General features: G+C 62.5%; 21 protein-coding genes, 1 pseudogene and 1 riboswitch. Of the genes and pseudogenes, 12 read left to right on the plus strand and 10 right to left on the minus strand.

Features of this window, described 5'->3' with window-relative positions:
* Positions 1-436 (plus strand): dihydrodipicolinate synthase family protein (locus K675_RS0117530; protein WP_017904788.1); only part of this gene is annotated, 436 nt, incomplete at its 5' end.
* 42 nt (positions 437-478) lie between these two features.
* Here K675_RS0117530 and glsB read toward each other — a convergent pair.
* The gene (glsB, locus tag K675_RS0117535; protein ID WP_017904789.1) at positions 479-1,387 is read right to left on the minus strand and encodes a glutaminase B; all 909 of its coding nucleotides are present in this window, start codon (positions 1,385-1,387) and stop codon (positions 479-481) included.
* A 146-nt stretch (positions 1,388-1,533) separates the two neighbouring features.
* Here glsB and K675_RS0117540 point away from each other — a divergent pair, with 146 nt between their 5' ends.
* Both K675_RS0117540 and K675_RS0117545 read left to right on the plus strand, forming a co-directional pair.
* Positions 1,534-2,028: a hypothetical protein gene (locus K675_RS0117540; RefSeq protein WP_017904790.1), complete on the plus strand. Its 495-nt coding sequence runs from the start codon at positions 1,534-1,536 to the stop codon at positions 2,026-2,028.
* Positions 2,029-2,090: 62 nt separating this feature from the next.
* The gene (locus K675_RS0117545) at positions 2,091-2,378 is read left to right on the plus strand and encodes a PA4642 family protein (RefSeq protein ID WP_017904791.1); all 288 of its coding nucleotides are present in this window, start codon (positions 2,091-2,093) and stop codon (positions 2,376-2,378) included.
* A gap of 67 nt (positions 2,379-2,445) precedes the next feature.
* On the opposite strand, the gene mqo is transcribed toward K675_RS0117545, so the two are convergent.
* A complete protein-coding gene (mqo, locus tag K675_RS0117550; protein WP_017904792.1) occupies positions 2,446-3,954 on the minus strand; it encodes a malate dehydrogenase (quinone) in 1,509 nt (502 codons plus the stop codon).
* Positions 3,955-4,678: 724 nt separating this feature from the next.
* On the minus strand, positions 4,679-4,912 hold the full coding sequence (locus K675_RS0117555) for a hypothetical protein (protein WP_017904793.1): 234 nt from the start codon (positions 4,910-4,912) through the stop codon (positions 4,679-4,681).
* 357 nt (positions 4,913-5,269) lie between these two features.
* Between K675_RS0117555 and K675_RS0117560 the strand changes: the two genes are divergently transcribed.
* Positions 5,270-5,854: a YajG family lipoprotein gene (locus K675_RS0117560; RefSeq protein WP_017904794.1), complete on the plus strand. Its 585-nt coding sequence runs from the start codon at positions 5,270-5,272 to the stop codon at positions 5,852-5,854.
* Between the two features lie 75 nt (positions 5,855-5,929).
* Here the strand turns inward: K675_RS0117560 and K675_RS0117565 are convergent, their stop codons facing one another.
* Positions 5,930-6,136, minus strand: a complete 207-nt coding sequence (locus tag K675_RS0117565; RefSeq protein WP_017904795.1) for a hypothetical protein — start codon at positions 6,134-6,136, stop codon at positions 5,930-5,932.
* A 200-nt stretch (positions 6,137-6,336) separates the two neighbouring features.
* On the opposite strand from K675_RS0117565, the gene K675_RS0117570 reads away from it, so the two are divergent.
* Positions 6,337-6,627, plus strand: coding sequence for a hypothetical protein (locus tag K675_RS0117570; RefSeq protein ID WP_026145293.1), 291 nt, complete (start codon positions 6,337-6,339; stop codon positions 6,625-6,627).
* Positions 6,628-6,801: 174 nt separating this feature from the next.
* Here K675_RS0117570 and K675_RS0117575 read toward each other — a convergent pair whose 3' ends face one another.
* A complete protein-coding gene (locus tag K675_RS0117575; RefSeq protein WP_017904797.1) occupies positions 6,802-7,965 on the minus strand; it encodes a 1-acyl-sn-glycerol-3-phosphate acyltransferase in 1,164 nt (387 codons plus the stop codon).
* Between the two features lie 145 nt (positions 7,966-8,110).
* Between K675_RS0117575 and K675_RS0117580 the strand changes: the two genes are divergently transcribed.
* Genes K675_RS0117580 through K675_RS0117590 form a run of 3 tightly spaced genes read left to right on the plus strand, consistent with a single transcriptional unit; the run spans position 8,111 to position 9,236 of the window.
* On the plus strand, positions 8,111-8,293 hold the full coding sequence (locus K675_RS0117580; RefSeq protein ID WP_010452524.1) for a CPXCG motif-containing cysteine-rich protein: 183 nt from the start codon (positions 8,111-8,113) through the stop codon (positions 8,291-8,293).
* Between the two features lie 13 nt (positions 8,294-8,306).
* Positions 8,307-8,567 carry a putative signal transducing protein gene (locus K675_RS0117585; RefSeq protein ID WP_017904798.1) on the plus strand — a complete coding sequence of 87 codons (261 nt, stop codon included), beginning with the start codon at positions 8,307-8,309 and terminating at the stop codon, positions 8,565-8,567.
* A gap of 48 nt (positions 8,568-8,615) precedes the next feature.
* Entirely contained in the window at positions 8,616-9,236 is a 621-nt protein-coding gene (locus K675_RS0117590; RefSeq protein ID WP_017904799.1) for an SOS response-associated peptidase, read from the plus strand.
* Positions 9,237-9,403: 167 nt separating this feature from the next.
* Here K675_RS0117590 and K675_RS34205 read toward each other — a convergent pair whose 3' ends face one another.
* The gene (locus tag K675_RS34205; RefSeq protein ID WP_420066343.1) at positions 9,404-10,246 is read right to left on the minus strand and encodes a methyl-accepting chemotaxis protein; all 843 of its coding nucleotides are present in this window, start codon (positions 10,244-10,246) and stop codon (positions 9,404-9,406) included.
* A 15-nt stretch (positions 10,247-10,261) separates the two neighbouring features.
* A pseudogene (locus K675_RS34210) lies at positions 10,262-11,605 on the minus strand (HAMP domain-containing protein); the annotation flags it as partial.
* A gap of 211 nt (positions 11,606-11,816) precedes the next feature.
* Between K675_RS34210 and K675_RS0117600 the strand changes: the two are divergent.
* Positions 11,817-12,635 (plus strand): M48 family metallopeptidase, encoded by an 819-nt coding sequence (locus K675_RS0117600; protein ID WP_026145294.1) that lies wholly within the window; start codon positions 11,817-11,819, stop codon positions 12,633-12,635.
* A gap of 226 nt (positions 12,636-12,861) precedes the next feature.
* On the opposite strand, the gene K675_RS0117605 is transcribed toward K675_RS0117600, so the two are convergent.
* From K675_RS0117605 to K675_RS0117615, 3 genes are all read right to left on the minus strand, one after another.
* Positions 12,862-13,446 carry a TMEM165/GDT1 family protein gene (locus tag K675_RS0117605; RefSeq protein WP_017904802.1) on the minus strand — a complete coding sequence of 195 codons (585 nt, stop codon included), beginning with the start codon at positions 13,444-13,446 and terminating at the stop codon, positions 12,862-12,864.
* Between the two features lie 87 nt (positions 13,447-13,533).
* A riboswitch (yybP-ykoY riboswitch) is annotated at positions 13,534-13,655 on the minus strand.
* A gap of 40 nt (positions 13,656-13,695) precedes the next feature.
* On the minus strand, positions 13,696-14,694 hold the full coding sequence (locus K675_RS0117610) for a class I SAM-dependent methyltransferase (protein WP_017904803.1): 999 nt from the start codon (positions 14,692-14,694) through the stop codon (positions 13,696-13,698).
* Between the two features lie 32 nt (positions 14,695-14,726).
* Entirely contained in the window at positions 14,727-15,692 is a 966-nt protein-coding gene (locus K675_RS0117615) for a 2-hydroxyacid dehydrogenase (protein WP_017904804.1), read from the minus strand.
* Between the two features lie 92 nt (positions 15,693-15,784).
* On the opposite strand from K675_RS0117615, the gene K675_RS0117620 reads away from it, so the two are divergent.
* From K675_RS0117620 to K675_RS0117630, 3 genes are all read left to right on the plus strand, one after another.
* Entirely contained in the window at positions 15,785-16,414 is a 630-nt protein-coding gene (locus tag K675_RS0117620) for a LysE family translocator (RefSeq protein WP_017904805.1), read from the plus strand.
* Positions 16,415-16,677: 263 nt separating this feature from the next.
* Complete coding sequence (locus K675_RS0117625; protein WP_017904806.1) at positions 16,678-18,360, plus strand: fatty acid--CoA ligase; 1,683 nt, start codon at positions 16,678-16,680, stop codon at positions 18,358-18,360.
* Between the two features lie 333 nt (positions 18,361-18,693).
* Positions 18,694-20,565 (plus strand): DUF1302 domain-containing protein, encoded by a 1,872-nt coding sequence (locus tag K675_RS0117630; RefSeq protein WP_017904807.1) that lies wholly within the window; start codon positions 18,694-18,696, stop codon positions 20,563-20,565.
* The last annotated feature ends 27 nt before the right edge of the window (positions 20,566-20,592 follow it).

Here is a 20,592-nt window from a genome sequence, read left to right on the forward strand (position 1 = left end):
TTGCCCGAATCTGATCGGCTACAAGGACGGTCTGGGCGACATCGAGCTGATGGTGTCGATCCGTCGCCGCCTGGGTGATCGTTTCAGCTACCTGGGTGGCCTGCCGACCGCGGAAGTCTATGCGGCTGCCTACAAGGCCCTGGGCGTACCGGTCTACTCGTCGGCGGTGTTCAACTTCGTGCCGAAAACCGCGATGGACTTCTACAACGCCATTGCCCGTGACGACCACGCCACTGTCGGCAAGCTGATCGACGACTTTTTCCTGCCGTACCTGGACATCCGCAACCGCAAGGCCGGCTACGCCGTGAGTATCGTCAAGGCCGGTGCGAAGATTGCCGGTTACGATGCAGGCCCGGTGCGTACCCCGCTGACCGATCTGACCGCGCAGGAGTACGAGGCCCTGGCCGCGCTGATCGACAAGCAGGGCGCCCAGTAACCGCCGCCGATATCAGGGCCGTGCATCGCGCACGGCCCTGGTTCAGAACACCGACCAGCCGATCCGCTGGCTCAGCAGTTCCAGTGCCGCCATGCCCGCCAGCGAGTTGCCGGCAGTGTTCAGTTCGGGCGACCACACGCAGATGGTGAAGCGTCCCGGTACCACTGCGACGATCCCGCCGCCCACGCCACTCTTGCCCGGCAGGCCGACCCGGTAGGCGAAGTTGCCCGCCTCGTCGTACAACCCGCTGGTGGCCATGATCGAATTGACCTGCTGGGTCTGGCGTGGCGTCAGGACCTGTTCGCCGCTGTGCTTGCAGAAACCGTCATTGGCCAGGAAACCGAAGGCGCGGGCCAGGTCGATGCAGTTCATGCGCAGGGCGCAATGGCTGAAGTAGCTGCGCAGGACCGTCTCCACATCGTTGTGAAAATTGCCGAACGATTGCATCAGGTAGGCCATCGCGGCGTTGCGGGCGCGGTGCTGGTATTCCGAGTCGGCGACCTTGCCGTCGACCATCACTTGCATGTTGCCGGACAGCCGTCGCGCGAAGTCGCGCATCGACAGGGCCGGAGCGGCGAAACGAGACTGGTTGATGTCGCAGATCACCAGGGCGCCAGCGTTGATGAACGGGTTGCGCGGCCGGCCGCGTTCGAATTCCAGCTGTACCAGCGAGTTGAACGGTTGGCCGGACGGCTCGTGGCCCAGGCGTTCCCAAATGGTTTCACCGGAGTGGTTGATTGCCTGGACCAGGCTGAACACCTTGGAAATACTCTGGATCGAGAAGGGCGTCTGCGCGTCACCTGCGTGGTACAGCTCGCCGTCGTTGCCGTACACGGCGATACCCAACTGGTTGGCCGGTACGTCGGCCAGCGCCGGGATGTAATTGGCCACCTTGCCCTGGCCGATCAGGGGACGCACTTCATCGAGGATTTCGTTCAACAGCGCTTGCATGCTCGGGCTCGCAGTCACTTCCCGCGGGTTGCGGGACTACAAGCTGCTAGACGCCGGGCGCGGGCTTTGAAGCACAGTTTTTATCGCCGGGTAAGCGTTGCGTCGCTCTGTGCTAGAGTGCCCTGCCAAGCGCTCTGGAGCCTGCCATGCCCGTTTCGATCCGCCATGCCGCGACCCTGTTGCTGTTCGCCGGACTGCCCCTGACCGTCGACGCCGCGCCGGACGGCCCCCTGCACGGGCAATACCTGCCTCCTGATGACCTGTCCCTGCGCAGCGCCGAGCCTGAACAGCAACAGTTGTTGCAGGTCACCGAATATTCGGTGGTGATCGGCAGCCAGCGCCAGTCCAACCAGCAACCCATTCCGGTGACCTCGGCGCTGCTGGTGCGCCTCAAGGGCAAGCCGTTGAGCAAGGGGGCGACCGTCAGCCAGGTGCTGCTCAGTTTCGACGGTGAGAGCAAGAGCCTGAAAAAACCGACGTTCGACGAAGCGGGCAAGACCCTGAACCTGTATTACCCGCTGAGCCAGTACCGGGCTGTCATGGACCTGTTGCGCAACGACACGGTGTATTGTCAGTTCCTGAGCTACGCCAACGGCCACATCTGGGCCGACCTGCATACCGGATCAGTTCGTACTCGTTGAGAGCGGAGCAGATGCGGGGGTAAACTGCCCGCCCCGTGTAAAATCTGTGGCTGGAGTCGGTAATGCGCAAAGACAAGAAACAGGTGATTGGTGACGAGATCGGCGATGCGCAGATCAAGTTGTTCCTCGACTTCGAACCGGCCGATGCGACTTCGCCTTCCCTGCACAAGCTGATCAAGGCCTATCGCGGCCTACGTATCGACGACTTCGAGCGGTTCCTTGTGTTCTTCAAGGAAGCCGGCTACGACCTCGACGGCAAGGATGAGCACGGCCAGGATTTCGTGGCCCTGATCCAGGACCAGCGTCACGCGCCGGACTACATCGAGCTGATCAACAACGCTCGCGGCTGAGTTTTTCACAGCCGAAAAAAACGCCCCGGACCTCGACAGGCCGGGGCGTTTTTCATGGCGCGCAACCTCAAGCGTAGCTTTCGGTCTCGCTGCTCGGCTCCACCAGCTCCAGGCTGATGTTGTTCTGAGCGTTGATCCGGCGATACAGCGCCGCATCGGTGGCCAGGGCCTTTTCCCGCGCCGGGAAGATTTCCTGCAACTTGGCGGCCCATTCACCCTTGGCCTTGTCGGCGAAGCAGCGTTCAATCAGTTCCAGCATGATCGACACGGTCACCGAGGCGCCTGGCGAGGCGCCGAGCAGGGCGGCCAGCGAACCGTCCGCCGCTGCGACCAGTTCGGTACCGAACTGCAGCACGCCGCCTTTCTTCGGGTCCTTCTTGATGATCTGCACCCGCTGGCCGGCCACTTCCAGGCGCCAGTCCTCGGCTTTCGCCTCGGGGTAGAAGCGGCGCAGGGATTCCAGGCGCTGTTCCATCGACTGACGCACTTCGCTGATCAGGTACTTGGTCAGGTCCATGTTGTCGCGGGCCACGGCCAGCATCGGGCCGATGTTGCCGGGACGGATCGAGCTCGGCAGGTCGAACAGCGAGCCGTGCTTGAGGAACTTGGTGGTGAAACCGGCGTAAGGCCCGAACAGCAGGGATTTCTTGCCATCGACCACGCGGGTGTCCAGGTGCGGTACGGACATCGGTGGCGAGCCCACGGCCGCCTGGCTGTAGACCTTGGCCTGGTGATGCTTGACCACTTCCGGGTTGTCGCAACGCAGCCACTGGCCGCTGACCGGGAAGCCGCCGAAGCCCTTGCCTTCCTCGATGCCCGAGGCCTGCAGCAGGGGCAGGGCCGCGCCACCGGCGCCGAGGAAGACGAACTTGGCGTCGACCTCACGGCTGCCGCCACTGTTGACGTCCTTGATGCTCACGGTCCAGCCGTTGCCGTTGCGCTTGAGGCCGGTCACGCGCTTGCAGTACTTGACCTGGGTGTCCGGGGCGCTGGTCAGATGGTTGAGCAACTGGTTGGTCAGCGCGCCGAAGTTCACGTCGGTGCCCTTGAGCACGCGGGTCGCGGCGATCGGCTGATCGGCCGGACGGCCCGGCATCATCAAGGGCATCCACTCGGCCATCTTTGCCCGGTCTTCGGTGTATTCCATCTCGGCGAAGGCGTGGTGCTGGTGCAGCACTTCGAAACGCTTCTTCAGGAAGCCGATATCCTTTTCACCCTGGACGAAGCTCAGGTGCGGCACCGGGCTGATGAATGACTTGCACGAGCCGAAGGTGCCTTTTTTCGACAGGTAGGCCCAGAACTGCTTGGACACTTCGAACTGGCTGTTGATGTGCACGGCTTTCTTGATGTCGACGGAACCGTCGGCAGCCTGTGGCGTGTAGTTCAGCTCGCACAGCCCGGCGTGACCGGTACCGGCGTTGTTCCATGGGTTGGAACTCTCCGCGGCACCGGAGTCCATCAGCTCGACGACTTCCAGCTTGATCGCGGGGTCGAGCTCCTTGAGCAGCACCGCGAGGGTCGCACTCATGATGCCGGCCCCAACCAGGACCACATCGACTGCTTCGTTATGCGCCATTAACGCGTCTCCAAAATCTGCAGCACCACATTGACGGCATGGCCGCCAGGAATTGACAGGGCAAGGTCAGCCCGCTGTCACTCATGGCCAGGTTCGCCATGTCCGATTTTTCGCAATTTTTTGCAACTTCAGCGGACGCTGTCGGCGGGCGTGAGTTGCGTATGAACGCATTTCAGGCGACCTCCGGCAATTCGACTTATGGTCGAGAGCATCCGATCGTGCAACCAAATTCGTAGGCGGACAGGCTTCAAGCACCTGCCTGGGAATATCGGGCCCCATGTGATCGAGTCGTCAAGGACGTTAATGGTGCATTTCCAGAGGCAAAACTTTTCATTTGCTCGCCACACTCTCGTGAAGTAGTGAATACCCGTTTTTTCACGCTCTTTTGAAGACGTGAACCTCAAAAAAGGGCTGCCGCGGCCTGTCACCGGGCCCGCGAAGCAAATGCCGGCCGGGAAGCAAGGCTGGCGTACGGGCAAACAGCTCAGTGAACGAGCACAAAGGCAGCTCTGGCAGATTCGGTAAAACGGTAGGTGCAGCAGCAAGCACGCCGACTTCACTCGATCTGTGTGGGCGGCTCTCTGTGGGCGGTGCGGGGGACCGATGCGTATGCATCAGCGATACTGCGAGGCCCGATCAGGAGACGTCCTTATAATCGGGGGGAGATTGTAACCAAGAAATGCGCAGAAATGACCCTGCTGAATGACTTTTATTAGCCGTTTGGTCAGACGGTCAACGGCTGCGCCCGTCGCGGATGTTGCGTACGTGGGCTGACGCGGGCCCCGGCAGGCAGTGGCTGGTGCATCCAGGCCAGGCGAATTTCCTCGATTTCGACCCAGCCATCGCCCGACGGCGGCAGGTCGCACTGCTTGAAACCCTGGCAGCGGCCGTCGTCACCGAGCCGGGCGAAGCAGCGCTTGGGCTTGCGAGGGAAGAACAGTTGCCAGAAGAATTCCATCGTCACGTTACCTGTTGTCCCGTTATGTTGCGGATACTGGAGCAGGGCGGTTACGCGCCTATGTAAGAGCGATGAATTAAATGTGACATGACTCGTCCGGTTCGCGGTATCCACAGCCGGCTGCGGGGCGATGTCTGGTGAGCGGCGCATGTGCACGGCTATACTGATGGCCTGATTGTGCCCAGGCTATGTACGAAATCGCTTGAAACTGGGTTATGCGGCGTTAAAAACCGGCTCGGAATGCCCACTTGCTGCAGTAAAGTCGGGCGCGACCCCGGCCGTTCCTCGCCGGTTTTTGCTTGCCCAACCTGCGTTTCAAACAATTTCGTACACAGCCTAGTCCTTGGAGAGATGCGCATGTTGCAACGCCTGTTGTTCGGTTTGATCACTGTGACCAGCCTGACTCTGGTCGGCTGTGCCAACAGTCCTCAGCAGCTTAGCCCGCAACCCACGCTGACTACCCAGCTCGCCCCGGTGGGACATGGTCAGCAGGTGGTGGTAAGGGTCGTCGACGGTCGTCGTTCGCCGGTGCTGGGTACCCGCGGTGGCCTCTACCCTGAAACCAGTTCCATCACCGTCCAGGGCGCCGACCTGGTGCCAAGGCTGCAGGCCCAGGCTGAAGCCGCCGTTCGTCTGTTGGGTTTCACCCCGACGCCGAGCGCGATGAACGCACCGACCCTGACCGTGACCCTGTCCGACCTGACCTACCAGTCGCCGAAGGACACCACCTACGTGACCGAGGCAACCATCGGCGCCAACTTCCGTTCCGACGTGACCAACGCCAACCAGCGCTACAGCGGCCAGTATGGCGCATCGCTGAACCAGCGCTTTGGCATGGCCCCCAACGAGCAGACCAACACCAAATTGATCAGCGACGTGTTGAGCGACGCGCTGACCCGGGTCTTCAAGGACCCGAGTATCGGCCGCTTGCTGAGCCAGTAACCCGGCGCAGCAATAAAAAGCCCGGCTTTGGCAGCCGGGCTTTTTATTGCCTGTCTGTTTGCTGCCCGCTCAGGGTCAGGCGGCTTCGATGTGGAAGTCCAGCAGGCTCACGCCGGTGGTCAGGTCGGCTTCGGGCAGGTCGGCGTGCTGATGGCCGCCGAGGGCGCAATAGACCAGCCAATGGCGGTCCTGGACGTTGAACGACATGGCGTCCACCAGGGCTTCCTGTTCATCGCTGGGGGCGATCAGGTAAAGGCGATCCTGGTTGTTGGCGTGCAGCATGACAAGCTCCGTGAATGTTCGAGGGCGACAGGGTGGCCTGTTAAGGTGACGTTCAGGTGACAGCGCAAATTAATCCGTAAATTGTAGGGAGCCGGACACAGGAAACTGTAACGCACGGGTGTTCCCATACCAGCGTGCGCGGCGACGGCTATCCGCCGTTCGTCCGGGTGTTGGGCAGGCGCTGGTTCATCCGAGGGTTCATGATGTCGTTGCAATTGATCTGGAGCGTATTCGCCGGGCATCCGGGCAAATGGCTCAATCTGTTCGCCTTGCTGGTGGCGTGCCCCGGTGCGTGGCTCTTGCAGCTCACGCGGCGCCGGGAGCAGCGGGCGTTGGAAAAGCTGGAAATGCAGAGCGAAGGGCGTTCGATCGATCAGCCGTTGCTGCTGCTCGACTCGCGGGTGGTGCGGGCCAACCGGTTTTTCTACCGGTTCGGGTTTGCCTGCCTGGGGGTGGCGCTGCTGGTGTCCTGGATCAGCACCCGGTTTTAGGGCGGCTGCCACTTGGGCACGCTTGCGCGGTGAGTGGCCGCCTTCGGCGGATCGCCAGCAAGCCGGCTCCCACGGATGCCCCAAGGGTTGGGTAGGGGGCAGCTTTCTGGGGGCAGTCCGGATGGATGCCGCCCCTCTGGGGGGCTTGCCAGCCCGGCCTGCCCCCTCATGCCATCATAGCGGCAGTCCGGCCTTGACGCGGTACTGGTTGCGCACCGGGGTCGCATATTGCTGCACCAGGTACGGTTGGTGTTCGGCGGGGCAGGCGTCCAGACGGCTTTGCCACTGCTCCCGGGCCTTGTCCAGTTCCTCGGCCGGGAACAGCTCGGCGGCCTTCGGAACCTGCAGTTGCGGATCGGCTTCGCTCCACTGCGCATAGGCCAGGTAATGCACCGGGAACAGCCGGTAGCCACCGAGGATCTGCCGGTCCATTTCCTGGGCCAGCACCTTGGTGTCTTCGAAAACCCCGCTCAGCGGTGCGGCAAAGTTCACATGCACCCGCCCCTTGTAGCCGGTGATGCCCTTGGCGATGCTCACGTCATCCTCGCCCGGCGCCTTGCTGTAGCTGCCGGTGGTGGCGCGAATGTACAGCTCGCGGGCCTTGGCCAGGTCGCAGGGGTCGTATTCGTAGCTGATCGACACCGGGGTCAGGTTCAGCGACTGGATGACCTCGGCGAACGGCTCGTCCTTGCGGCTCATGTGGAACATCTTCAGGATGGCCGACTCGGTGCGGTCGTCACCGTCCTTGGCCCGGCCTTCGGCCTGGGCGATCCAGATCGACTGGCAGTCGTGGCGGATCGAATGGTTGATGTAGGCCGACAGCAACTGGTAGGCCGCCATCTTTTCCCGACGTCCACTGATCGAGCGATGCACGATGAAGCTCTTGTTCAGGCGCATCAGGTCGCTGACGAACGGCTTCTGCAGCAGGTTGTCGCCGATGGCGATGCGCGGCGTCGGCAGGCCGGCATGGTAGACGGCATAGTTGACGAAGGCCGGATCCATGACGATATCGCGATGGTTGGCCAGGAACAGATAGGCGGTGCCGGACCTGAACTGCTCGACGCCGGTATAGGTCACGCCGTCGGTGGCCCGCTCGATGGTGTTGTCGACGTAGACCTCGATCTTGTCCTGCAGGGTCGCCACGCATTTGACGTCGGCGAACTCACGACGCAGCCGATAGGCGATCAGCGGCCTGAGCAGCCAGCCAAAGGCACCGACCAGGCGGGGGAAACGGAAGTGCGTGAGAATATCCAGAAAAGCCTTGTCACCGAGCAACCGGGCCAGCACGGCTGGCACCTCGGAGTCGTCGTAAGGTCGGATGGCATCGAATTCGCCCATCATGCTCTCTTGTTGGAAACGGCTAGGGTAAGTAGAGGGTTGAGTGATAAATAACAAAGCCCGATTGGAAAAATAAGGCTCGGACAAAAATCAGCCTTGCAAATAGACCGGCAATTATACGCACAAGTCACCTTCGGAGGCCGCGATGCTGGAAACTGAGTACTACTCCTGTCCCTATTGTGGTGAAGAGGCCGAGGCCGTGCTGGATCTTTCCGGCGGCGACCAGACCTATATCGAGGACTGCCCGGTGTGTTGTCGACCGATCGTGTTCACTCTGCAGACCGACGGTCAGGAGTGGATGCTCGACGTGCACACGGAAAACGAGTGATGGGAGCGCCCCGATGCAGCGCATCTATGAGCCGGAAAACCTGATGGAAGGCGAGCTGCTGCTGGGCATGCTCGCCAGTGAGGGCGTGGAGGCGCACCTGGTCGGGCGCGACCTGCTGGGTGGTGTCGGCGAGTTACCGGTGTTCGGCCTGCTGGCCCTGGCCGTGGAGGATGAGCAGGCACAGTACGCACGCGAACTGATCGCCGCGTACAATGCCGCATTGCCGCTGCCTGGCGACGAGGCGGAGCCGCTTGCCGGGGTGCTGCTCTGCTAGTGGCCCGCAGACCCCTGATCGAGTTTACAGAACGAGTCGTATTGCCCCATGTGTGGACGTTTTGCCCTGTTTCGCTGGAACCCCGCCTTTGCGGCACTGCCCGGTTTTCCCGCCGATCAGCAGGCGCAATGGAACATTTCGCCCAACGATTCGGTGCTGATCCTGCGTGCCAACGCCGGGCAGCGCGAACTGGCCAGGGCCCGCTGGGGACTGACGCCGGCCTGGCTGACCGACCTGTCGCGCACACCGGCGCATGCGCGGGCCGAAACCCTGGCCGAGCAGCCGATGTTCCGCCAGGCGTTTCGCGAGCGGCGTTGCCTGTTGCCGGCCAACGGTTTCTACGAATGGCGTGGCACCCAGCGCAAGCGCCCGTACTGGCTGACACCGGCCGAGGGCTCGAGCCTGTTCTTCGCGGCGGTCTGGGAGGCCTACCCGGTGCAGGAGCAGGTCTGGCTGAGTACCGCAGTGGTCACGCAAGCGGCGGCCAGCCAGCGTCGACCGCTGATCCTCGACGAGGCCGGACAGGCCGCCTGGTTGGCCGAAGACACTCCGCTGCACGTGTTGCAGGGGTTGCTGGCGAGTCCACAGATGCCGTTGCGCGAGCGTCTGCTGGCCAACCTGGTGAATGATCCGAAGCTCAATGCGCCGGAGTGCCTGACGCCGGGTTGAGGCCCTGCGCTCGTTGATGATCGTTCCCACGCTCCGCGTGGGCACGCAGCCTGTGACGCTGTGCGTCACAAGAGCGGACGCCGAGCGTCCAGGGGGCATTCCCACGCAGAGCGTGGGAACGATCGGTCTACCAGCAGGTTTAGTGCAAGTCATCACACCGGGTGGTATCAGACCTTGAACTGGTTGATCAGCCGGCGCTGCTGCTCCGCCAGCTTGGTCAGTTGCGCACTGGCCGTGCTCGACTCGTCGGCGCCGCCTGCCACCTCATTCGCCACCTGGCCGATGTTGATCACGTTGCGGTTGATGTCGTCGGCCACCGCGCTCTGTTCCTCGGCCGCACTGGCGATCTGGGTGTTCATGTCGTTGATCACCGACACCGCCTGGGTGATGGTTTCCAGTGCCTCGGCGGCCTTGGCCGCATGCTGCACGCTTTCGTCGGTCTTGTGCTGGCTGTCCTCCATGACCTTGACCACTTCGCGGGTACCCTGCTGCAGCTGCTGGATCATCGACTGGATTTCTTCGGTGGCCTGCTGGGTCTTCTGGGCCAGGTTGCGCACCTCATCGGCGACCACGGCGAAGCCACGCCCCTGCTCACCGGCCCGGGCTGCCTCGATGGCCGCGTTGAGCGCCAGCAGGTTGGTCTGCTCGGCAATGCCACGAATCGCGGTGAGGATCGCGTTGATGTTCTCGCTGTCCTTGGCCAGGGTCTGCACCACACCGACGGCACGACCGATTTCCACGGCCAGGTCGCCGATGGCGGCGGAGGTATCGCGCACGATGCGCATGCCGTCGCTGGCGGCCGTGTCCGCGTGGCTGGCGGCCTGTGCCGCCTGGGTGGCGTTGCGGGCCACGTCCTGGGCGGTGGCGGTCATTTCCTGCACGGCGGTCGCCACCTGGTCGATCTCGGCCATTTGCTTGTGCACGCCGAGGTTGGTGCGGATGGCGATGTCGGCGGTGTGCTCCGAGGAGTCGCTGACGCTCTGCACTGATGTCACCACCTGGGTGATCATCGCCTGCAGTTTCACCAGGAAGGTATTGAAGCCCTTGGCGATCGAGCCCAGTTCGTCGGCGCGGTCGCTGCTCAGGCGGCGGGTCAGGTCGCCTTCACCCTGGGCGATGTCGTCGAGCATCGCCACCATCTGCCGCAGCGGCCGGGCGATGCCGTGGCCGACCAGCCAGATCACCAGCAGGCCGAGCGCGGCGATGATCAGACCGACCACCGCCATGCCGAACACGTCGGCCTTGCGTTGCTCGTCCAGTTCGCCCTGGAGTTTCTGCAGGTCGGCCATCACCGCGTTCAACGGCAGTTGCATCATCAGGGTCCAGCGCGCATCGCTCTGGCCGATGCCGAAGGGCAGGTAGAGTTCGATCAGGCCCTTGCTCTTGTCGACGTTGTAGGTCACTTCGCCACGGTTGAGTTTGCCCAGGGTGGCGACCTTGTCGGCATCGAGAATGTCGCTGACCTTCTCGCCGAACTTGCTCGTGTCCTTGGTGTACGCCACCAGGCGTCCGTTGGTCCCGACCAGGGCCATGTTGCCGGCCCCGTTGTAGAGTTTCTGGTTGGCCGCCACCAGCATGTCCTGGATGAAGTTCACCGACAGGTCGGCGCCGACGATGCCCTGGAACGCACCATTGACCAGGATCGGCTGGATGAAGGAGGCGAGCATCACCATCTTGTCGCCGACCTTGTAGGGGGCCGGGTCGATCACGCAGGTCTTGCGGGTTTCCTTGGAGCACAGGTAGTACTCGCTGGCGCGCACGCCGGTGGAGAGCACCTTCTGGTCGTCGACGTCGACCAGGGTCGAGAAACCCAGGCTGCCATCGTCATTGCGGAACCACCAGGGCAGGAAACGCCCGTCCTTGGCCGCACCGGCCTTGGCATTGTCGGCATAGGCCGCGTCGTTGTGATCCAGGGCGTTCTTTTCCCAGCCGATGTAGGCGCCGAGCACCTTCGGGTTCTGCTCGACGTTTTCCTTGATCAGGCTGATCAACTGTTCACGGCTGATGCCCAGGACCGGTTTGCCGTCGGCGTCCGCGGTGCCGAGCAGGGCGTTGACATGCACCAGCCCGGATGCGATCAGGAGGGGGGCCTCGAGCTCGCGCTGGATCTGGCTGACCTGGGTTCGGGCCAGGGCATTGAGCCGTTGTTCGATCACCTGTTCGAACTGCTCCTGGGTGCGTTGTTGCACCATCTCCTGGGTCTTGGCGCCGGAGACCAGGGCGTAGATCACCAGGGCGGCGACCACGCTGAGAACGATGGCGCCGGCCAGGGCCGCGACGGAAAACTGGATCGACTTGAATTTCATGGGAGCTCCGGACGCGGGAGATGACGTCTGTCCGGTTGTATCGGCAAGGATTTGTTCGGGCATGAGGGGCGTGGCTGGAAATGACCGTTTTGAGTGCGCCCATGTCGTAAATGAATAAGTCTCCAGGCCCTGCCAGCCGCGCCGAGCAATGAGTCGTGAATTTTTTCCTACAAATGTTGAAGCTCGTCTGAAATCCGGAACGACAGAAGTTTTGTATCTGGCGTCGATACAAATCACCGCCTAGGATAGCCGGCAGTTTTCAGGGAGAGTGTTCATGACTAAACGATTGGTTTTGTGTGCGTTGACGACGGGACTGCTGCTGGCCGGGTGCCAGGCGGTCAATACCACCAGCGGCGGTGCCGTTGGCGTTCAGCGCCAACAATATATGTTCAGTATGTTGTCGAGCCAGGAAGTCAATCAGATGTACGCCCAGTCGTATCAGAAGACCCTGGGCGAGGCCAAGGGAACGGGCGTGCTGGACAAAACCAGTGCCAATGCCAAGCGGGTCCAGGCCATCGCCAACCGGCTGATCGCCCAGGCGCCGACGTTCCGTCCGGATTCGGCCCAGTGGCAATGGGAAGTCAATCTGATCAAGAGCGACGAGCTCAATGCCAACTGCGGCCCTGGCGGCAAGATCATCTTCTACAGTGGCCTGATCGATCAGCTCAAGCTGACTGACGACGAGATCGCCGCGGTGATGGGCCATGAAATCGCCCACGCCTTGCGTGAGCACGGGCGCGAAGCGATGTCCAAGGCTTACGGCATCGAAATGGCCAAGCAGGGGGCGGGAGCCCTGTTCGGCCTGGGCAAGGACAGCCTGGCATTGGCCGATACCGTGGCGAATTACGGCATGACCCTGCCCAACAGCCGCGAGAATGAGAACGAGGCGGACCTGATCGGCCTGGAACTGGCGGCCCGCGCGGGCTACAACCCGAACGCGGCCATCAGCCTGTGGAACAAGATGAGCAAGGCCTCTGAAGGCGCACCGCCGGAGTTCATGAGCACGCACCCGGCCTCCAGCAGCCGGATCGCCTCGTTGCAGGCGGCCATTCCGAAGGTCATGCCGCTGTACCAGCAGGCCCGCAAGTCCTGAGGATCTGTTCCAGTGGTTGAGCAGGACTCGTGGTTGAGCAGTACCTGTGGCGAGCGGGCTTGCCCGCGTTCGGCTGCGTAGCAGTCGCAAACCTGCTGCCTCGTTCTTTCCGATCGTACGAGTAGGCCAGGTTCAGGGCTGCTTTGCAGCCCAGCGCGGGCAAGTCCGCTCGCCACATAAACCCTCTCCCCTGGTCTGGTCATCCAGCAGGGGGAGGGCACCGTCTTCAGATCCAGCCGCTGCTCTGCATCGCCTTGTACACCGCAACGATCGCCAGGATGAAGAACGCCGAGGCGGCCAGGCGGCGAATCAGGGTCAGCGGCAGCTTGTCGGCGGCGAAGTTGCCGGCCAGCACCACCGGTACGTTGGCAATCAGCATGCCCAGGGTGGTGCCGATGATCACCAGCCACAGTTCCGGATACTGGGCCGCCAGCATGACCGTGGCGACCTGGGTCTTGTCGCCGATCTCCGCCAGGAAGAACGCGATCAGCGTGGTCAGGAACGGACCGAACTGGCGGCTGGTGCTGGCTTCGTCATCGTCCATCTTGTCCGGGACCAGGGTCCACAGTGCGGTGGCGGTGAAGCTCGCGGCCAGCACCCAGTGCAACACCGCATCCGAGAAGAAACTGCCGAACCAGGCACCTACCGCGCCGGCTGCCGCGTGGTTGGCCAGGGTCGCGGCGACGATACCGGCGATGATCGGCCAGGGTTTGCGAAAACGAGCTGCCAGGATGAGCGCGAGCAATTGCGTCTTGTCGCCGATTTCGGCCAAGGCAACGATTGCGGTGGGAACGAGAAGAGAATCCAGCATCAGGTTTTCCTAAGGGGCGGGTCGACACGGCTATGACACGTACAGCCTTCCCGCCCCGGGTAAGGTGTGCGTGTCATAGGTCTTGTCAAACCCCGGGTTCGTCTGTGCGAACCGTGGGTCGCATGCGCCATGGTCTGAGGACCAAGTATGTTGACGCATGCCGGACGAGCGTGGCGCTCGTGGGAGACTACTCCCCTAGGACGGAGCGGATTCTGCCTAGGCAAAATCCATTGCGCAAGCGTTTATTTTTCAGCCGCGCCTGGCGCTGTAGATTCGGAAACCGTCGCCTTCGGCCCGCGTCACGCAGTTGCCCAGGTGCTCCTCGATCAGCGGTTGGTAGCGCAGGAAGCTGTTCGCCACGAGGCGAAGTTCGCCGCCGCTTCGCAGATGTTTGGCCGATTTTTTCAGCAGGTTCTCGCTGGCCTGGTAATCGGTATGAACCCCGGTGTGGAACGGCGGATTGCTCAGGATCGTGCTCAATCCGAGGGGGGCGGCATCGATGCCGTCACCGGTCAGCACTTCACCTTCCAGCCCATTGGCCGCCAGTGTCAGGCGACTGCTGGCCGCAGCGAAGGCATCGACGTCGAGCATGACCACGGGGTTGTCCGGGTAACGACGCTTCACCGCCGCGCCGAGGACACCGGCGCCGCAGCCGAAGTCGAGCAGGGGACCGCCGGGCAGGTTGTCCAGGTGTTCGAGCAGCAGGGCCGTGCCACGGTCGAGACGGCCATGGCTGAACACGCCCGGCAGGCTGACCACCGTCAGCGGGCCATCGGCCAGTTCCAACTGGTAGTGCCTGGCGAGGCTCTCCAGCGGTTTGGCCTGTGGTGCCTCGGCGACACCAACCTGCCACAGCTGGCAATGCCGGGCGCTGTCGAGCTTGCGTGGCTTGCCGAGTGTCGACAGCTGTTTGGCCGCGCCTTCGATGCCGCCGCGCTTTTCACCGACCAGGAAAACCTCGCCGCCGGGCAGCCGCGAGGCGACGGCATTGAGCAGGTAGTCGGCCAGTTCGCGGGACTTGGGCAGGAACACCACGGCGGCGTCGAACGCTGCCTCCGGCGGACTCACGCCAAAGTGGCTGCACCCGGCGAAACGTGCCTCCAGCGCCGCCTGGTCACCGGCATGCCAGCACCAGCCGCGGGCATTGGGCAAGTGGCCGAGCAGGTCATCGGCGGGCAGGCCGACCAGCAGCAGGTTGCCCTGGAAATATTCGGCCTGACGAAGCAGTACTTCACTGCGCGGATCCATGGTCTGCTCCCTGAAAAAAGTTCGGCAGTCTATCAATTGACGACCCGCAGCGCTGCCCCGGCGAAAAAGCCCAGGGCATTTTCCGCCAGTTGGCCGACGATGCGCTGCCGGGCCTCGCGGCTGCCCCAGGCGTTGTGCGGGGTGACGATCAGGCGTGGAATGTCGCCGGCCAGCAGCGGGTTGCCGGCGCTGGGCGGTTCGACGCTGAGCACGTCGGTCGCGGCACCGCCGAGATGGCCGTTGCGCAGGGCCTCGGCCAGTGCCTGCTCGTCGATCAGGCCACCCCGCGCGGTATTCACCACGAAGGCGCCCGGCTTGAGCAGGGCCAGTTCGGCGGCGCCGATGAAGTGGCGGGTGTGTTCGTTCAATGGGCAGTGCAGGGTCAGGGCGTCGACCTGTGGCAGCAACTGCGCCAGGGGGATGCGGTCGTCACGCTGTGGCCGGCCGGGAATCTGTCCCAGCAGCACCCGCATGCCGAAGGCCTCGGCCAACCTGGCTACCGCGCCACCCAATTCGCCATGGCCGAGCAGGCCGAGGGTCTTGCCCTGCAGCTCGACGATCGGGAAGTCCAGCAGGCAGAACTGCGTCGCCTGCTGCCAGCGGCCTTCGCCCACGGCTTTCTGGTAGTCGTTCAGGCGGGTCGCCAGGGCCAGCAGCAACATCAGCGTATGCTGGGCCACCGACGGCGTGCCATAGGCCTGGCAGTTGCTGACGGTGATGCCGCGTTCCCGGGCTGCGACCAGGTCGACATTGTTGGTGCCGGTGGCGGACACCAGGATCAGTTTCAGATCGGGGCAGGCTGCCAGGGTCGCGGCATCCAGCGGCACCTTGTTGCTGATGGCGACGGTTGCCCCGGCCAGGTGTTCGAGCAGATTCTGCGGCGTGGTCCGGCTGCACAGGCGCAATTCATCGAAGCAGTTGCGCAGCGGTTCGAGGTCGAGATCGCCGAGGTCCAGGGAGGGATGATCGAGAAATACCGCGCGGCGAGGGTGGCTCATCAACTGTACCTTTTGTGCTGTCGGGGGAACGCGTAAGGTAGCCAGCCTAACAGATGACCTGACCAGTTACCGAGGAGTCCACGGGCGTGACCATGTACCTGACCGAATTCTTGACCGTTGCGCTGATCCACCTGCTGGCGGTGGCCAGCCCGGGGCCCGACTTTGCCGTGGTGGTGCGCGAAAGCGTGACCCACGGACGCCGTGCCGGTACCTGGACCGCCCTGGGCGTCGGCAGCGCGATCTTCCTGCATGTCGGCTATTCGCTGTTGGGCATCGGCCTGATCGTGTCGCAGTCGATCGTGCTGTTCAACGTACTGAAATGGCTGGCGGCGGCCTACCTGCTGTACATCGGCTTCAAGGCCATCCGGGCCAGGCCGGCGGCAGCGAGCACCGAATCACTGGCCAGGGAGGCTGGCGAGCGCACGGCGCTTGGGGCCTATGTCGCGGGCTTCGTGACCAATGGTCTGAACCCCAAGGCGACGCTGTTTTTCCTGTCGTTGTTCACCGTGGTGATCAATCCGCACACGCCGCTGATGATCCAGGCCGGCTACGGTGTCTACCTGGCCGCGGCCACCGCCCTGTGGTTCTGCCTGGTGGCGAGGCTGTTCAGCCAGCCGCGGGTCCGCGCCGGCTTCGCCCGCATGGGCCACTGGTTCGACCGGACCATGGGCGCGGTGCTGATCGCCATTGGGGTGAAGCTGGCGTTCAGCGAGATGCATTGAGTTCGCCGAAGGGGTTCAGGCGGGCGACATGATCCTGCGGGTTCTCCCCGAGCAAGCGGCGAAATATCGGACTCAATGCCCTTTGTTGTCGAAGCCGCAAGCCTTGGCCAATGGTTGCACGCGGTTTCCGGCGTAAATGTCCCATGGCCATTAATCACGTCCGTCTGCAAATCATCCCTTTGGCTGATTTAGAGAGTGCGCGGCGTCTCTAGAGTGCCTATCTTTAGCCAGCCACGACCGTGCAGTCAGAGAAAGGGAACTCCATGTTGCAGACACGCGTAATTCCGCCCGCCGAAGGGGCTTATCGATACCCGCTGCTGATCAAGCGGCTGCTGATGTCCGGCAGCCGCTATGAAAAGACCCGCGAAATCGTCTACCGCGACAAGGTGCGCTACAGCTATCCGACCCTGGCCGAGCGGGTCGCCCGCCTGGCCAACGTGCTGACCGCCGCTGGCGTCAAGGCTGGCGATACCGTGGCGGTGATGGACTGGGACAGCCATCGCTACCTGGAGTGCATGTTCGCCATTCCGATGCTGGGGGCGGTGATCCATACGATCAACGTGCGCCTGTCGCCGGAGCAGATCCTCTACACCATGAACCACGCCGATGACCGCTTCGTGCTGGTCAACAGCGAGTTCGTCGGGCTGTACCAGGCGATTGCCGGGCAACTGACCACCGTGGAGAAGACCCTGCTGCTCACCGATACCGACGCGACCACGGCCGATCTGCCGAACCTGGTCGGCGAGTACGAACAACTGCTGGCGGCGGCCAGCCCGGTCTACGACTTCCAGGATTTCGACGAGAACTCCGTCGCCACCACCTTCTACACCACCGGTACCACCGGCAATCCCAAGGGCGTGTATTTCAGCCATCGGCAACTGGTGCTGCACACCATGGGCGTGGCGACGGTCATGGGCAGTGTCGACAGCGTGCGCCTGCTGGGCACCAGCGACGTGTACATGCCGATCACCCCGATGTTCCATGTGCACGCCTGGGGTCTACCCTACGTGGCGACCATGCTCGGGCTCAAGCAGGTCTACCCCGGCCGCTATGACCCGGAGTACCTGGTGGAGCTGTGGCGGCGGGAAAAGGTGACCTTTTCCCACTGCGTGCCGACCATCCTGCAGATGGTGCTCAATGCCAAGGCGGCGCAGGGCACCGACTTCAAGGGCTGGAAGATGGTCATCGGCGGCAGCGCCCTGAATCGCACGCTGTACGAAACGGCCAAGAACCGTGGCATCCAGCTGACGGCCGCCTACGGCATGTCGGAAACCGGACCACTGGTGTCCTGTGCCCATCTCAACGAGGAACTGTTGGCCGGCAGCGAGGACGAGCGCACCACCTACCGGATCAAGGCCGGCGTGCCGGGCCCGCTGGTCGAGGCGGCGATCATTGACGATGAGGGCAACTTCCTCCCGGCCGATGGCGAAAGCCAGGGTGAACTGGTGCTGCGTGCGCCATGGCTGAGCGAAGGCTATTTCAACGAGCCGGAGAAGGGCGCCCAGCTCTGGACCGGCGGCTGGCAGCACACCGGTGACGTCGCGACCCTGGACAGCATGGGCGTGATCGACATCCGCGACCGGATCAAGGACGTGATCAAGACCGGCGGTGAATGGGTGTCGTCCCTGGCCCTGGAAGACCTGGTCAGTCGCCATCCGGGAGTCCGCGAAGTGGCCGTGGTGGGCATCGCCGACCCGCAATGGGGCGAGCGCCCCTTTGCCTTGCTGGTGCTGCACGAGGGGCATCAGCTCGATGCGCGGGAACTCAAGGAGCACCTAAAGCCGTTCGTCGAGCTTGGCCACCTGAGCAAGTGGGCGATTCCGAGCCAGATCGCCGTTGTTACTGAAATTCCCAAGACCAGCGTCGGCAAGCTCGACAAGAAACGCATCCGTCTCGACATCGTCGAATGGCAGGAGAGCAACAGCGCCTTCCTTTCCACCTTGTAATGCCTTCTCGCCACGCCCGCGAGGGCGTGGCGATCCCCCACCAAGCAAGCGCTTGCCTTGCCAAATGATTTTTTTCGGCCATGCTTGCCAAGCCGATTGTGGCGAGGCGGGCCAAACGGCTGTGCCAGAGTGGTTGCGACTGCAAATCACACTTTAGAGGGATCAAGCAGTACTACCTGCTGGCTATAGTCCGCCCAGGGATTTTCAATAACGGAGCAGGCACGCGCTATGAACGTGCCACCTCGAACGAGACAGGGAAGCAGGCTTTCCGTATGACGAGGCGTTCTTGAAAGTGCTCACTGCCATAAAAATAAAGCACATGGAGTAGCGTCGATGATCTCAGTAAACCAGTTCTGGCGTCGGGCGAAGTTGCCCGTCGCCGTCAGCCTCGCCTCTACGCTCGCTGGCCCCGCATTCGGTGTCAGTTTCAACATCGGTGAAATCGAGGGCAGCTTCGACTCGTCGCTGTCGCTGGGGGCCAGTTGGTCGACCCAGAATCCAAACAGGAACCTGATCGGTGTCAACAATGGCGGCAAGGGCTTGTCGCAGACCTCCGATGACGGGCACCTGAACTTCAAGGCCGGGGATACCTTCTCGAAGATCTTCAAGGGGATCCACGACCTGGAACTGAAGTACGGCGATACCGGCGTGTTCGTGCGTGGCAAGTACTGGTATGACTTCAAGCTGGAAGACGAGGACCTGAGATTCAAGAACGTCAGCAACGACAACCGCAAGGAAGGCGCCAAGTCTTCCGGCGGGCAGATTCTCGACGCCTTCGTCTACCACAACTATTCCATTGCCGATCTGCCGGGCTCCGTGCGTTTCGGCAAGCAGGTCGTGAGCTGGGGTGAAAGTACCTTCATCGGTGGCGGCATCAACTCGATCAACCCGATCGATGTGTCGGCCTTCCGTCGTCCGGGGGCCGAGATCAAGGAAGGCCTGATTCCGGTCAACATGTTCTATGTGTCCCAGAGCCTGACCGACAACCTGTCGGCCGAGGCGTTCTACCAGTTGGAGTGGGACCAGACGGTGACGGATAACTGCGGTACGTTCTTCTCCCAGCCGGACATTGTATCCGACGGCTGCAAGGATAATCTGCGTGTACTCAACAGCTCCCGCACACTGCCTGCTGCATTGACACCGGCTCTGATCGCCAATGGCGTGGATGTCAATAGCGAGGGCGTTCTCGTCCGTCGTGGCGCCGATCGCGATGCACGTGATAGTGGCCAGTTCGGCGTCGCTTTCCATTACAACTTCGAACCCTTGGACACGGAGTTCGGCGCTTATTTCATGAACTATCACAGTCGTGCGCCGATCTTCAGTGCACAAGGGGCGCCACAATCGGCCTATACCGGAGCAACTCCGGGGTTGCCGGCACAGCTACGCCCATTGGTGGTCGCGGGTAACTCCAATTATTTCATTGAATATCCCGAAGACATTCGTCTCTACGGTCTGAGCTTCTCCACCACATTGCCTACAGGTACTGCCTGGAGCGGCGAGCTCAGCTATCGCCCGAATGCACCCGTTCAGATCAACTCAACCGACATTCTCTATGCGGGCGTAACGCCACTGACGGCGCTGGGCCTGGGTAATGCCTCCATTATCAAGGGGACGCCCGGTCAAACTGTTCACGGCTACAACCGTAAGGAAATCACACAGTTCCAGACGACTTTCACACACTTCTTCGATCAGGTCATGGGCGCCAGCCGCCTGACCCTGGTGGGCGAAGTCGGCGTCACCCATGTGGGTGGCCTGGAAAGCAAGCACGATGTCCGTTACGGTCGAGACCCCGTTTTCGGCCCGGGCACCTTGCCCAATGGATTTTGTTCAACGCTCAACGGCAACACCATTAACGGTGCAGGGCCAGGCGCCGATGCGAGTAATCGCAGTGCCAACTGCAACAACGACGGCTTCACCACCGCCACCTCCTGGGGCTATCGCGCCCGGGCCATCTGGGAGTACCCGGATGTGTTCGCCGGGGTGAACCTCAAGCCGAACGTGGCCTGGTCCCACGACGTGAAAGGCTACTCGCCAGGCCCTGGCGGCAACTTCGAGGAAGGTCGCAAGGCCGTCAGCCTGGGCCTCGATGCCGAGTACCAGAACACCTACACCGCGAGCCTGGCCTACACCAACTTCTTCGGTGGCGACTACAGCACGGTGGATGACCGTGACTTCGTGGCGCTGAGCGTCGGTGTGAACTTCTAAGCAGGCTGAACTTCAGGAAGAACAAGA

The sequence above is a fragment of the Pseudomonas fuscovaginae SE-1 genome, assembly GCF_000364705.1.
In the GTDB taxonomy this organism is placed as follows: domain Bacteria; phylum Pseudomonadota; class Gammaproteobacteria; order Pseudomonadales; family Pseudomonadaceae; genus Aquipseudomonas; species Aquipseudomonas fuscovaginae_A.

Coding starts and splice junctions, on each gene's coding strand:
- K675_RS0117605 (WP_017904802.1), bottom strand. CDS start 13,446: ATGCTGGATTCTCTTCTCGTTCCCACCGCAATCGTTGCCTTGGCCGAA.
- K675_RS0117600 (WP_026145294.1), top strand. CDS start 11,817: ATGACTAAACGATTGGTTTTGTGTGCGTTGACGACGGGACTGCTGCTG.
- K675_RS0117615 (WP_017904804.1), bottom strand. CDS start 15,692: ATGAGCCACCCTCGCCGCGCGGTATTTCTCGATCATCCCTCCCTGGAC.
- K675_RS0117560 (WP_017904794.1), top strand. CDS start 5,270: ATGTTGCAACGCCTGTTGTTCGGTTTGATCACTGTGACCAGCCTGACT.
- K675_RS0117630 (WP_017904807.1), top strand. CDS start 18,694: ATGATCTCAGTAAACCAGTTCTGGCGTCGGGCGAAGTTGCCCGTCGCC.
- K675_RS0117610 (WP_017904803.1), bottom strand. CDS start 14,694: ATGGATCCGCGCAGTGAAGTACTGCTTCGTCAGGCCGAATATTTCCAG.
- K675_RS0117620 (WP_017904805.1), top strand. CDS start 15,785: ATGTACCTGACCGAATTCTTGACCGTTGCGCTGATCCACCTGCTGGCG.
- K675_RS0117585 (WP_017904798.1), top strand. CDS start 8,307: ATGCAGCGCATCTATGAGCCGGAAAACCTGATGGAAGGCGAGCTGCTG.
- K675_RS0117555 (WP_017904793.1), bottom strand. CDS start 4,912: ATGGAATTCTTCTGGCAACTGTTCTTCCCTCGCAAGCCCAAGCGCTGC.
- K675_RS0117590 (WP_017904799.1), top strand. CDS start 8,616: ATGTGTGGACGTTTTGCCCTGTTTCGCTGGAACCCCGCCTTTGCGGCA.
- K675_RS34205 (WP_420066343.1), bottom strand. CDS start 10,246: ATGATCACCCAGGTGGTGACATCAGTGCAGAGCGTCAGCGACTCCTCG.
- K675_RS0117580 (WP_010452524.1), top strand. CDS start 8,111: ATGCTGGAAACTGAGTACTACTCCTGTCCCTATTGTGGTGAAGAGGCC.
- K675_RS0117570 (WP_026145293.1), top strand. CDS start 6,337: ATGATGTCGTTGCAATTGATCTGGAGCGTATTCGCCGGGCATCCGGGC.
- K675_RS0117625 (WP_017904806.1), top strand. CDS start 16,678: ATGTTGCAGACACGCGTAATTCCGCCCGCCGAAGGGGCTTATCGATAC.
- K675_RS0117545 (WP_017904791.1), top strand. CDS start 2,091: ATGCGCAAAGACAAGAAACAGGTGATTGGTGACGAGATCGGCGATGCG.
- K675_RS0117575 (WP_017904797.1), bottom strand. CDS start 7,965: ATGGGCGAATTCGATGCCATCCGACCTTACGACGACTCCGAGGTGCCA.
- K675_RS0117565 (WP_017904795.1), bottom strand. CDS start 6,136: ATGCTGCACGCCAACAACCAGGATCGCCTTTACCTGATCGCCCCCAGC.
- glsB (WP_017904789.1), bottom strand. CDS start 1,387: ATGCAAGCGCTGTTGAACGAAATCCTCGATGAAGTGCGTCCCCTGATC.
- K675_RS0117540 (WP_017904790.1), top strand. CDS start 1,534: ATGCCCGTTTCGATCCGCCATGCCGCGACCCTGTTGCTGTTCGCCGGA.
- mqo (WP_017904792.1), bottom strand. CDS start 3,954: ATGGCGCATAACGAAGCAGTCGATGTGGTCCTGGTTGGGGCCGGCATC.